Source organism: Lacrimispora sp. (genome assembly GCF_047605665.1).
GTDB lineage: Bacteria > Bacillota > Clostridia > Lachnospirales > Lachnospiraceae > Lacrimispora.
Window position 1 is genome coordinate 43819 of sequence record NZ_JASGFH010000003.1, and the last position, 12631, is coordinate 56449.

9 protein-coding genes are annotated in these 12631 nt (G+C 47.9%); all 9 read right to left on the reverse strand.

The annotated features are described in order from the left end of the window. The 9 genes from QM657_RS02820 to QM657_RS02860 all read right to left on the reverse strand — a co-directional run bounded on the left by QM657_RS02820 (window position 1) and on the right by QM657_RS02860 (window position 12616). Window positions 1–2277 (reverse strand): sodium:solute symporter, encoded by a 2277-nt coding sequence (locus tag QM657_RS02820; RefSeq protein ID WP_415065012.1) that lies wholly within the window; start codon window positions 2275–2277, stop codon window positions 1–3. 15 nt (window positions 2278–2292) lie between these two features. Further along, window positions 2293–3678 carry a hypothetical protein gene (locus tag QM657_RS02825; RefSeq protein ID WP_415065013.1) on the reverse strand — a complete coding sequence of 462 codons (1386 nt, stop codon included), beginning with the start codon at window positions 3676–3678 and terminating at the stop codon, window positions 2293–2295. Window positions 3679–3695: 17 nt separating this feature from the next. After that, complete coding sequence (locus tag QM657_RS02830; protein WP_415065014.1) at window positions 3696–5504, reverse strand: hypothetical protein; 1809 nt, start codon at window positions 5502–5504, stop codon at window positions 3696–3698. A gap of 36 nt (window positions 5505–5540) precedes the next feature. Next, window positions 5541–6176, reverse strand: coding sequence for an SIS domain-containing protein (locus tag QM657_RS02835; protein ID WP_415065015.1), 636 nt, complete (start codon window positions 6174–6176; stop codon window positions 5541–5543). Window positions 6177–6180: 4 nt separating this feature from the next. Then, window positions 6181–6759 carry a D-glycero-alpha-D-manno-heptose-1,7-bisphosphate 7-phosphatase gene (locus QM657_RS02840; RefSeq protein WP_415065016.1) on the reverse strand — a complete coding sequence of 193 codons (579 nt, stop codon included), beginning with the start codon at window positions 6757–6759 and terminating at the stop codon, window positions 6181–6183. A 61-nt stretch (window positions 6760–6820) separates the two neighbouring features. After that, entirely contained in the window at window positions 6821–7891 is a 1071-nt protein-coding gene (locus QM657_RS02845) for a GHMP kinase (protein ID WP_415065017.1), read from the reverse strand. Beyond that, window positions 7888–8595 (reverse strand): nucleotidyltransferase family protein, encoded by a 708-nt coding sequence (locus tag QM657_RS02850; RefSeq protein ID WP_415065018.1) that lies wholly within the window; start codon window positions 8593–8595, stop codon window positions 7888–7890. Before QM657_RS02850 ends, QM657_RS02845 begins: the two co-directional genes overlap by 4 nt. Window positions 8596–8736: 141 nt before the next feature. Then, a complete protein-coding gene (locus tag QM657_RS02855; RefSeq protein ID WP_415065020.1) occupies window positions 8737–11850 on the reverse strand; it encodes a glycosyltransferase in 3114 nt (1037 codons plus the stop codon). After that, window positions 11837–12616: a class I SAM-dependent methyltransferase gene (locus QM657_RS02860; protein ID WP_415065021.1), complete on the reverse strand. Its 780-nt coding sequence runs from the start codon at window positions 12614–12616 to the stop codon at window positions 11837–11839. The genes QM657_RS02855 and QM657_RS02860 overlap by 14 nt, the downstream gene beginning before the upstream one ends. Window positions 12617–12631 lie beyond the last annotated feature (15 nt).

Genomic DNA, 12631 nt, shown 5'->3' on the forward strand with positions numbered 1-12631 from the left:
CTATTGCTGTTCCTCTGCTTCTTTTTTTAAATAATACTGTTCGAATTCTTTCGATGCCTGGACCGATGTCTGGCTGTGCTCTCCGTTTATATCCACTGCAGCCAGAAGGTTTCCCTTCTCATAGAACACCGGAACCAGCTTTCCCCATTCAATCAAATCTTTTACCAGGGTATAGGAGCGCAAATCGCCACCCATATAGCCTGCCTGAACGTAGACGTAATCGGTTTTCGCATAATCCATGAACTCCACAAAATAATCCATTTTCTTGACCAGAACCACATTTCCCCATACGCCTGTGATGTCATCATATGACTGGGCGCTGCAGGGGAAGGACAGTACCTGGGGATGATCTCCTACGGCGATGAGCCGGGTCCGGGGATCAGAAGCCAGAATGTCCCAGATTCTTTCATTTCCCTTGAAAACCATGTCCTGTCTGGCCGCTTCCCGGTGGTTATAGTACCCTTTATGGCGGAGGGAAGGAGGTGAAAAACCAACGCTCCAACTCCAGTTTGTCATGGAGGTGATGAACAGGGAAAAGAGGAAAATTCCGGCTCCGGCCCCCATTGCAGCCCTCCATACCGCTTTTTCTCCTGTGTCTAAGGCGGTTTTCAGTACATAGACCGCTGTCAGCACATAAAAAAGCATAAAGTAATTTCCATCTACCTGATGGAGCATGACCAGACTCACAAGGTTTACCAGCAGAAATGGGATATACACCATTGTCAGCAGGACGGAAGCGTTCCGGTTACTGGCTCTATCCACATTTTTGCCGTAAAAACGGCTGATAATCCACAAGATGAACAGGAAATACAGCACAAATCCGCCCCAGGCCAGAATGACATGGTCCATATCCCTGCCTGTAGGGGAAAGGAAGAAGCCATAAATCCGTTTTATCAGGTGAAAGGCCTGTTCTTTTATGGACCCGGTTGGAGCGGAATTGGGTATGGTATTGACTTCAAAGGGGTATTTCATCTGAAAGCCAAGCCTTGTCAGCAGGGAGGAAAATACGGAGGTAAGGGGCAGGCCCGTAATTACCATGGTTCTTGCCCATATGCCTGCCAGGGCCACTGCCGATGCTGCCAGAACTGCCAGGGAGCCTGTATTTTGCATCCCCGATTTTCGCTGAGGGAGAAATCCCTTTCCGAAAATGCATAAAAGGGCCATTCCGAAAGCAGCGGTGGAAAAAACCAGGGCAGTGGGTTTTAAGGTCAGGCTCAAGAAAAAGGCGGAAATTCCATAACACAAATGGCGCCAGGACCGGGGGCCTGCTTTGATGCAGCAAAGAAGATGGTAAATCATAATCTCCTGAACGAGAAGAGTCATCACATCACTTTTAGCAGTTACCGCCATATTCATGATGCCGGGAGTTGCGGAAAGCAGGGCGGCCAAAAAGACAGACCGTTCCCGGTTCATGTAAAGCCGTCCTATCCGGCAGCCCATATAGAGGACTCCCCCTGCCAGCCACAGGTTGACGGAAGTTAAAAAGCTGTAGGAGGGAAGCAGGGATAATGGCAGGGTCAGGACTTCAAAGCCTTTGGAATACGTATAGACAATCCCGATTGTACCCATGTTTTCGTAGATTCCGCGGCCATTGTTCAGGATGTATCCTGATCTGACACCGTACCACAAACTGTCATAATCCACCGAGATATTAAGCCGTCCGGCCTGGAGGCATACCATTGCCATGAGAAAGGCCAAAAGAAGAACTTCCCTGCGGTTCCAGGGCTGGTTTTCCGCTCTTACTATTTCTCGCGGGTGTTTTCGGCTGGCTTGGAGTTTCCAGACAATTGATACCGCTGCCCCGCTGATTAAAACAAACCCGGTCAGGTATGGAATGCTTCCAATGCCCAAAGCGGACATGAGGCAGAAAACCGCGATGAGAAAAGCAGAGCCTGTGAGAAAATCGGCACCTGTTCCGTCTTTTCCCGGAAGCTTCCACAGAACAGTTCTTAAAAACCTGCCTGCAAATACAAGATAAGCCATGTACAGTCCGGAAACCAGAACCGGAAAGAAGACCTGATGGACCCACAAAAAGATTGACAGGAGAAGGGCGGCTGCCCCTGTCCTCTGCCGCCTTCCGGGAATCAGGAGGCCAAAAGCACAGAAGGCAGCCAACAGTCCTGCTGTCTCTGCCAACATGGTTCTATATTCGTTCTGGTTCATGACCCACTGGAATGTCTCCTGATGGAGGATACTTTCCAGTGAATGCAGAATTCCTGCTGCAAAAACCAGCAAGAACAGCCAAATCCCATATCTCTGCTTTTGTGCCTGCTTCATAAAAACCTCCGGATATCATTTTTCCTTTGCAAAATCGCTTCGGAAAATGCTGTATCCATTTTCTTTTAATATTGTCAAGGCGTTCCTCACCTTGGCACCGCTGTCCGGTCTGGAGCGGCGGTATTCAAAGTTATCCTTCAGCTCATCATCCGTGTATTGTTCAAAATTCAAAGCTATTTCTGCCCTTGTTTCAAAGCTGTCCTTGCGGTGAGGCGCCTTTTTTATTTCTTCATAAGTGGTGTAGCCATTTCCCGCCAGAAACAGCACACAGGCTCCGGCAGCGGCCAGCCGCACGGCAAACCTGTTTTTTATCCTTTTTTTCTTCATCACAAGGGCAAAGGTGAGCAGGATTCCCAGAATTCCGGTCTGAAACTGAAGCGCATACCGGGAACTGATTCCATAGTTTTCCTGCAGGAATATCCATCTGGAAACCAGAATGAGCACATGGTTCATCCCTCCTGATACCATGAGCATCAGGGGGAGGATGGAGTCTTTATAGAGCCGGTATTTCATATAAAGCCACAAGGCCAGCAGATACAGCGCCATCACCAGAAGACCGAGAATGAGAAATGGGCCATTGCTGGAAAAGATATTCTCTGCCGCTTCTCCTCCTATGACCATGGAAGAAAAAGATTTTATCAGAAAACGGACAAAGAAACCGGGCGTATCCATTAGCTGGGTGAGCAGGGATACTTCTGCCGGGGCGGCGTGATCCTCTATTGCATAAGAATTACTCCACATATACAAAAGAAACGGAACCAGGGCACTTAGTCCATAAACGCTGTATTTCGCCCTTTCTCCCTTCTTTGCCAGGAAAAACAGGAAGCAGCAGGCAAGGACCACAGTTACGGAATATATGGCGCAATAAGGGCCTGCCACTAAAAGGGTGGTGAAAAAGGGGAGTATAATCAGCTTTATCTGGTCACGGGGCCATTCCTCTTCGTTCCATTTTCGGTCCAGCAAATCATAATGGTAATAAAAGCAGACAAAGGACAGAAAGTGGGCCCAGCCGCTTCCGTTTGTCAGCATTTCCCATTTGTTGAGGCTGAAAACCACTGCCGTCAGGATGATAATCCAGATGAGGGAAAGCCTTTTCCTGAGGCAGTACCTCGCCAGAACGATCCCGGAAAGTCCCAGGGCCAGAACTCCCAGCACCCGGTCAAACATGGTGGAGTAGCTGAAAAGGATCACATTGATAATCCTTCCCAGATAATTGACGGGAATTCTGGTGAAGATGTCAGGCACAAAAAATTTGGCAGGATTCCATACGTCAGGCAGATAGCTGTTCACCAGGCGTATATAATCGGTATAGATTCCCTCACTGGTGGATGCAAAGATGTACCAGAGGCAGAAAAACGTTCCCAAAACAGGAAATAAGTAATATAAATAACTGCGCTTCATAAATTCCTCCCTGTCGCTTAATCTGCGGTTATTTCAGCAACCACAGCAAGGTGCTTTTCTCCTCTTTGTTCTGATGCATTTTCATAATAAAAGTTGCATTCAAAGTCCAGTTCCTTGATCTGAGAGGGCTCTCCGGCGATTTCTGCGGTCACAGTAGAGGCATTTATAGGAATGATCTGCTTCTTGTTTCCATTTATGGTCACGGTGATGGTTTCCAGGCCTGTAATATTTCCGGGATAATAGAATTTCAGGCCGATCTTTCCTTCTTTTCCCGTCATGACCTTGATTCTGGCGCTTTCATCCAGCCAGCCGTCTTCATAGCAGCCATAAACCGGCTCTAATTTGATCCGTTTTACAAAATCCGTTATATCCTGGAACCGGTTATGAGCCGGTTCTTCTCTTAAAATAAGCATATTGGGCTTCACCAGTCCGATGTCGTGAATGGAATCGATGAAATAGACCTCTGTGCCTTCTGCCTTCCGTTTCTTATCGAAGGTCTTAAAGAAGGTCTGGGCTGTAAAATCGCTCATTTCGTAGGAATTTCCGATCATATAAATCTTTTTTCCGAATATGCCGTCTTTATACTTCCCATAGGTTTCTTCTGCCAGGGAATTATACCGCAGCTGATTGGGCCAGTAATACAGGTTTTCGTATTTCCCCCGATAAAAGCTTTCCACCGGAAACATGATGAGTCCGTAAACCAGAAACAGGCCGCAGTAAAGAAGGGGCCAGGAGATGCGGACTTTCATTTCCTGTCTGGGAGCTGCGATTTTGCACATATAAGCGGCCAGAAGCCATGCTCCTGTCATGGATACATAAATCCACCTGGTTTCCACCCGGATGGTGACGCTGGAGGAACCGATGCACAAGGCGATGAACAGCAAGAACAGACCGATAACGGGAAGGCGTTCTTTTAGCGCTTCCTTCTCTTTTAAAAGCCTGATCAGGAAAATCACGGTCATGGTGAGCAGAAACAGGTCAGAAGCTATGACAAATACCCGGACCCAGGCAGGGGACGCTCCCCAGCTTAAGCCGCTCAAATGTTCTGGGCCTGCATTGATTCCGAAGATATAAAGAACCTGACTGAACGCATAACGGAACGTATCCGAAATCCGGAAGGTATCCGCCACATTGGTCCCTCCGGTTCCTGCCGGAGATATGGTTCCGATGGTGAGAAAACGGATGGCCTGGACAGCCAGAAATGCGGCAGTCACATGAAGCCAGGGCTGTCTGCGTTTTTCCTTTTTCATGAGAAAGGCTCCGTAGAATAAAACCAGCAGTGCCATATACCGCTCATGGATGAAGCAGACGGAAAAATACAGCACCGATGCCCAGGGCAAAAGCCTTTTTGTCTCCTCTCCCGACAAATAGCGGTAGAGGCAGTAAAGGATTCCTATGGCAGCCCATAAGGCCAGGCTTTCCATCAGGCCGTAGACCTGGCTGATCTGGTAGTAGGACATCCTGGAAAGCAGATATAAAATACCGCATAAAAATCCCACCGGCCACCGGTCTGACAAACGCTTTCCAAAACGGTAAACCGTGTAGGCAATGCAGGTGTTGAGCAAAATATTAATGGGAACGAACCAGCCGATGCGGCTTCCGGTCACCATCAGCTCCAGCCAGGCCGCCAGATAATAGACAAAGCGGAATCTGGTGCTTCCCAGAGGGAATACGAACTGGGCAAAGGACTGTTCCCCATAGCAGGACCACAGGTAAAGGTCGTCCATATAAAGGCCTTTGATCTCAATTCCCCTGTTTATAAAAAAAGCGAAGACCAGCAAAAGCGCAGCGGCAATCAGCTCATTTTTCCATTGTTTTTCTCCCATCTCCCCTTGGTCTCCTTTCCCTGTGTGATGCATTTTTTAAAAAAAGCGTTCTTCCAGCATCAGACACAAGGTATGGTAAACAGGGAGGTGAAGCTCCTGTATCTTAAATACCTCTGTTTCCGGAACGCCGATGGTCACGTCTGCAGCTTCTTTTAAAAGCCCTCCTTTTTGGCCGGTCAGGCCGATGGTCTTCATGCCAAGAGCTTTTGCGGCTGCCAGGGCATACATGACATTTTTAGAATTTCCGGAGGTGGAAATGCCTAAAAATACATCTCCCTTTTTCCCGTATCCATAGGTCTGCTGGGCATAGATCAGGTTTCCATCCACATCGTTTAAATATGCGGTGGAAAGGCCCGGATGGTTGCTTAAGGAAATGGCAGGAAGCCCGCCTTGAAGCTTCTGGGCCAACTCCTCTCCCCTCTCCGGATCAGCCTCATAAAGAGCCTTTGCAAATTCCTCCGAAACCTGGCGGCGCTTTACAAAGCCTTTCATCAGCTCGCCTACGATGTGTTCCGCATCAGAACAGCTTCCTCCGTTTCCGGCCACTAAAAGCTTTCCTCCGTTTTCGTAGCATTGTTCTAAAAGTTCATAGGCCGCCCTGATCTGGGGTTTTACTTCCTCCAGTACAGGATAGCGGTCTGACAGTTCATCCAGGTATTTCATAGGGTCCATTTCTTCACTCTCCTTCTCTCGTCAGTATCCAGTCCACCGCCTCTTTCATGGTGGGGACATAGGCATCTAAGGATTTTTCTCTTTCTTCCCCGGTCATGGCTTCATACAGTTCTCTGCCGTATCCGGTTCCCACTAAAATCCCTTTCACTCCGTAACGCCTTCCGGCTTTTGTATCCAGAACCTTGTCACCGATCATGTAGGAATGAGCCTTATCCACTTGAAAAAATGCTTCGGCCATTTCAAACATCCCGATTTCCGGCTTCCGGCAGCGGCATTCTTTTTTATATTCTCCGATTCCGTGGACCGGGTGATGGGGGCAGTAGAAAAAGCGGTCAATTTCCGCTCCTCTTTCAGAAAGAAGGCTGTTTAAGTATTGATGAAGGGATACCACATCTTCTTCTTTATAATATCCTCTTGCCACTCCCGCCTGATTGGTCACCACCACCAGCTTAAAGCCGTGGTCTTTAAGCCTTTTCAATTCTTCTGCCACACCGGGAAAAAGGACCATGTCTGAATGGCGGTATAAGTATTCCACTTCTTCATTGATGGTGCCGTCCCGGTCTAAAAATACAATTTTATCCATGTTATCCACTTTCCTGCCCTGCATTTTGGGCATAATGGTATGCCCGGAGGGCGCTTCCATTTTATAATTGAAAGCGGTATTCTCCGTCCGGAATGGCAACCTTGATCTCCTGGTAATCCCAGCGTGTTTCATCGGTGATCCACGCCTGGGCTCCTCGCAGTTCAAAGTTCCAGTCTGTGAGCTGGCCGCCTGCGGCTTCCAGACGGGCCGCTACCTTATGGCGCACATTATAGGGGCAGTAGATCAGAAGGTATCCGCCGCCGCCCGCTCCTAAGAGCTTGCCTCCCAAAGCGCCTGCTTTCAGCGCCTCTTCGTAAAGCTCATCGATCTGGGGAGTGGTGATCTTGCTGCTCATCCGTTTTTTGCTCTTCCAGCCGTAATCTAAAAGCTTTCCAAAGCCGTATAAGTTTCCTTTTAAAAGCTCATCCTTCATGGCGTAGGCCAGGGCCTTTACCTCGCACATAGCATCAAAGGGGTCTTTCTTTTCGTAATTTTTTACCTGATCCTTGATGATGTTGGCGGAAACGTGGATATTTCCGGTATAGCAGAGCAGCAGGTTGTACTGCAACTCGTGAATGATCTCTTTTTTGATTCGAAGGGGATTGACCACTACATTATTGCGTCCGTGGAATTCGATGAAGTTAAAGCCTCCGAAGGTTGCAGCATACTGGTCCTGGTATCCGCCGTCGATTTTTAAGTCCTCCCGCTCCACCTTATAGGCCAGATCCGCCATGGCGTAACCGTCCAACTGTATGCCCTTCCATTTTGCCATGGCTGTCAAAAGAGCGACCATGACTGTGGAAGAGGTTCCAAGACCTGATCCGGGAGGTGCGTCGCACTGTAAATACACTTCGCAGCCCTGTTTGATGTCCATGGCTTTTAAGGCCGCTGTTACGAGATCAAGGCGTCCGTCGTATACATAGTTTTCTTTTGTATTGTACTTAACCGTCATATCAAAGTCTAAGGAATGAACGGTGATATGGTCGTCTTCACGGGGAACGATAGAGCAATAGGCGTATTTATTGATGGTACTGCCGATAATCGCTCCTCCCTGCTGCTCACAGAAGGGAGCCACATCCGTACCGCCGCCGCCAAAGCTCACTCTTAGAGGTGCACGTCCTCTGATTATCATACGACTACCCTTCCTTTCTCCACATCTTCTATAAACCGGTAATAGTCTTCCGGAACTCCGATATCAATAAAGTATCCGTCATTGACAAAACCGCCAAGTTTTTTTCCTTCCAGAAGCCATTTGGGGATCATGTCGTGTTCTAAGGACACTTTTCCTTCGGGGATTTCCTCCAGCAAAGAGCGGTTCATTAAGTAAACGCCTCCGTTGATGGTTCCTCTCCGCTTTTCTTCCGTCTTTTCGTCAAATGAGGTGAGCCAGCCGTCTTCTACGACTGCCTGTCCATACCGGGACACATCCTCTACCTCCCGAAGCACCAGGGCCATGTCAAGGTCCCGCTCCTGGCTTAAGGCAGTCAGCCTGCTGTAATCAATCTGATAAAAGGTATCTGCATTCAGCACCAGAAAACGGTCCGTATTTACCTGCTGTCCTGCATTCTTAATGGCTCCTGCTGTTCCCAGAAGCGTTTCTTCATAAGCATAAGAAACCTGGATTCCCCAGGCTGATCCGTCTTTAAAATATTCTTCCACCATGGAGCCCTTATATCCCACTGCAAAGATCACGTGAGTCACTCCATGACTGATTAATTCCATGATTACATATTCCATAAAGGGCTTGTCCTGGATCAGCGCCATAGGCTTTGGCCTGTCGCTTACCACGGAACGAAGCCTGGTGCCAAGACCGCCTGCCAGTAAAACTGCCTGCATATTCTGTGTCCTCCCGGTTCTGTCTTTCCTGTAAATAATCTAAACGTCATTATTATAACATATACCCTTTGGAATAATCCACTATATTCGGCATAAATCGGAAAGGCAGGAGGTCATTTTTCCTGACTTCCTGCCCGAATCTTAAAAATCTTCTCCAACCACTTCCCAGGCCGCATCAATGCTGTGATATCTGCGGATATAATCCTGGGAGGCACGGCACATCTGCCTGCACCGGTCTGTATCCTCATAAAGAGACACTACTTCACGGGCAAATTCCTCCCGGTCATCTCTGACTGCCATGACAGATTCTGCTTCGGCAATTCCTTCGGCTCCGATGGAAGTCGTGACTACAGGAGCACCGTAATAAAGAGCCTCAATGACCTTTCCCTTTACTCCGGCCCCGTAACGGAGGGGAACTACTACAACCCGGCACTGTTCATAAAGCCTTGACAATTCTTCTTCTGAAACAAAGCCCTTTACAATGATTCCGTTATCCGGCTGCTCCAAAGCGCTGATTTCTTCCGTCACCTTAGAACCTACGATATAAAAATTCACCTTAAGCTTCTCTCTGATAAGAGGGAATATCTCTTTTGCAAACCATAAAACGGCATCTGCATTGGGCGGATGGGCAAAGCCGCCTACAAACAGCAGCCCTTCCTTCTTTTCAAAATCATCAGAAATCCGGGTTAAGAACGGTTCAAATACATAGGCCACAATGGCCTTTACGGTCAGGGCCGGTTCAAGCTGGTGAATGGCATCCCGCTCCACATAAGACGGATAATAGGACACTGCCGCCTTTCTCATAATGCGAAGCTCCACGGACTTCCAGTACTCAGAAGACCGCCGCTTTTCCGGGTCCCCGGTCAGCTCATACTCTCTGCCTTCCCGCAGGAAATGAAGATCGTGTCCATAATAGATCATCTTCATATTTGTGTTGTTTTTTATAAAATCCACGTATTTTGCCGCAATGTGAGGCCGGTTTAAGTAGGCCACCTTAATGTCATCTCCATGGGCTTTTAACCAATCCCAGATCTTAGTCTCATAATCCCTGCCATAGAGAATTTCAATTCCCATCTGCTGCAATGCGGTGGAATAAGGTTCTTCATGAAGAAAGTTGTCCCCAAGGAACTTCACCACATAGCCTTTTTCCAGGAACATCTTCAAATACTGGAAGGTGGTCTTGGAACCGGCATCCCGGTCATAGGTGGGCACATAATGGTCCACAACCAGAATGATGTCCTTACCCTGGCTTCTCTCCCTGGCCCGGAATGGGTCTGGATTTCCATTGTTTTCACTTTGCTTCTTAAACTCATCAGCCCATTTTTCTTTCAGTTTCTTTCCGTTTTCCACCTGATAGCGCTTTAAGCCCGTACCGTTTACATCGGTTCCATTAGAAACGCCTTCAAAATGAATGACCTTGGAAAGAGGCTGATAAACCACCCGAAGCCCTGCTTTTCTCACCTCAAAGGCCAGGTCTGAATCCTCGCAGTACGCAGGCGCAAATCGCTCGTCAAAACCGCCGATCTGCTTCCACAGATCATTGGACAAGAGAATGGCTGCACCGGAAATGTAGTCCACATCTTTTACATAGTTATACTCCGGCTTGTCCGGATCATCCAGACGTCCATAATTCCAGCCGGAACCGTCGCTCCAGATGATTCCTCCTGCTTCCTGAAGACGTCCGTCAGGATATACCAGCTTGGAGCCGGCCATTCCGATCGTTGGGTCTGATTCCACTAAGTTCACCAGACTGCTGAGCCAGCCAGCCGTCACCTGGGTGTCGTTATTGAGGAACATGATATATTTTCCCCTGGCAGCTTTGGCTGCCTGGTTGCAATTGCGCAAAAAGCCCTGGTTGGTTTCATTGCGGCAGATCACCAGATTTTCAGTAAACCTGGAAAGCTCTGCTGTGGCATCGGTGGAAACGTCATCGGCAATGATCACCTCATAGGATACATCCTTTGTGTGTTCCAGGATGGAAACGAGGCAGGCATACGTATAATGAATCTGATTGTATACCGGGATGATGATGGATACCATGGGATGTCCCTCTTTTACAAAGCGAAGCTTTCCATGGGTCCGGTATATTTCCCCGATCTTCATATCCCCTTCGATCAGATTCTTCCCCTCTTCGGTGGTATAGAGGCGGATAGAACGGATGGGGTGGATGATCGCGTCTTTTGTATAGGAAAAAATCTTGCGTTTTCTCGTTCCCTGAGGGAATTTCTCATCGAAGATTCTTTTCAGTTTTCTCCTGACCCGGTAGGTAAATGACAGGTGTCCCTGAAGGGTTTCCATGATTCCCTGCATTTCCTGGCAGTCCTTTCGGAGGGTTTCAATGATGGCAGTCTGATTGCTCACATGGTTATCAGTCAGCCGCTTTTCCTCCTGCTGCTTGGTGATGGTCACATCCCGTTCCTTCACCTCCAGCTCCAAGTTGGCTATACGCTCTTTGGCGTCGTCGATGATCTGGGATACCTCATACATATCCCCCGGCAGGGCGTGGGTTTCATGCATGTAGTTGACCAGATATATCTGCTGGTTTTCGCCGTGAACGTATTCCTGGAAATGGCGTTCCATTTCCTCATAAACAGGAAGGCGCTCCGCCTCCACACCCATTTCCTCCATGAATTCTTCCAGAGAATCATAGGATAAAATGCTCTTATACTGCTCATAAAAATAATAGAGGACCCGGTATTTTATATATGTCATGGGAACCGGGAAAGTGAAGACCCATTCATAATCCAGACAGTAATATCCATCCCCGGTCTTCATAATGTTCTCAAACAGACAGTCGATGTTGGAAGTCTGAAAAGCCCAATCCTTTTTTACGCTCTCGTCAGCCCCTGAAAGATTTCCGAACACTTCTTCAAATTCCGGCGTCAGAACAAAGGGAATCATATGGTCTTCCCTGACATTTAAAATCATGGAAATTCCGTCTTCCATATGGGAAACAGAGACCTTCCCATCCTGGATTTCCTTTCCAAGAAGTTCGGATAAAGTTTCCCCTTTGAGAAAATCGAACCGGGCCGTGCTGCCGTCAGGGCTTATGGAGACCTTGGCAACTTTCAGTTTCTGGCTCTGGTCCCTTAAGCGGCTGTATTTTTCTCCAAGGGACTTGATATGAGGAATTCCCTCTTCCCTTAAAGCTGTTTTTTCCACAAAGGGCCTGCCATCCGCCTCCACAATGCTGGTGCGGATCTGAAATTCTTCCCTGCGGGTCTTATTGTATTTTACAAAATTAATTTTCTTCATGGCAGCTCCATATGGTTAAAAATGAATTGGCAAATGTTTCAAACTGCTTTCCCTCACATACCTCATCAAACATCTTTCCCAGGTCAAATCTCAAATACTTGGGGTAGTCGTAGGCTAAAATAGCATGGGTCAAGTCGCCCTTGCCCGGCAGGTAATGGTCAGAATACAGGGCCATGGTGCTGCGGTAGTCAGGCATGGGGTAGTAAAATTCTGCCTTTCCTCTGTTTCCTTCTGCACCGCATAAAAGCTCCAGAACCTCTGCCCTGGATAAACGGACTTTATCCGGGACAGCTCCTGCCTGATATTTAAGCCCCATACGGTTGCAAAGAGCTAAAATCAGCTTTCCTTCCGGCTTTAAAAGGGATTTTGCCTTTTGAATCTGTTCTTCATAAGGCGCCTTAAGGGAGCCGATCATGACCACGTAATCAAAGCCCTCTTCTTCAAAGGCTTCCAGTTCCCCGGTCACGTAGCGGATATTCTCCTGTTTCTGGTTTCTTAAGCGGTTAAAGGAAAGATCGTTTTCATTGGGGTCAAGAACGGTCACTTCCTTCACTCTTCTGCTGTATAAACCTGTTAAGGCACCGTAGTCGGAGCCTACCTGAAGCAGAGATGCTTCCTGATTAAATTCGTACCATTCTAGCAGATTTTCACGGATATCTGACAGAGCATATAAATATTCCACATTGGGATTTTCCTGCAGCAGCATTCTTATATCCCCGTTGTATTTAAGAAACAGTTTCCTGATTTCAGGAGTGATGTCATTCATGTTCGTTTCCTCCTT

Coding starts and splice junctions, on each gene's coding strand:
- QM657_RS02820 (WP_415065012.1), bottom strand. CDS start 2,277: ATGAAGCAGGCACAAAAGCAGAGATATGGGATTTGGCTGTTCTTGCTG.
- QM657_RS02825 (WP_415065013.1), bottom strand. CDS start 3,678: ATGAAGCGCAGTTATTTATATTACTTATTTCCTGTTTTGGGAACGTTT.
- QM657_RS02830 (WP_415065014.1), bottom strand. CDS start 5,504: ATGGGAGAAAAACAATGGAAAAATGAGCTGATTGCCGCTGCGCTTTTG.
- QM657_RS02835 (WP_415065015.1), bottom strand. CDS start 6,176: ATGGACCCTATGAAATACCTGGATGAACTGTCAGACCGCTATCCTGTA.
- QM657_RS02840 (WP_415065016.1), bottom strand. CDS start 6,759: ATGGATAAAATTGTATTTTTAGACCGGGACGGCACCATCAATGAAGAA.
- QM657_RS02845 (WP_415065017.1), bottom strand. CDS start 7,891: ATGATAATCAGAGGACGTGCACCTCTAAGAGTGAGCTTTGGCGGCGGC.
- QM657_RS02850 (WP_415065018.1), bottom strand. CDS start 8,595: ATGCAGGCAGTTTTACTGGCAGGCGGTCTTGGCACCAGGCTTCGTTCC.
- QM657_RS02855 (WP_415065020.1), bottom strand. CDS start 11,850: ATGAAGAAAATTAATTTTGTAAAATACAATAAGACCCGCAGGGAAGAA.
- QM657_RS02860 (WP_415065021.1), bottom strand. CDS start 12,616: ATGAATGACATCACTCCTGAAATCAGGAAACTGTTTCTTAAATACAAC.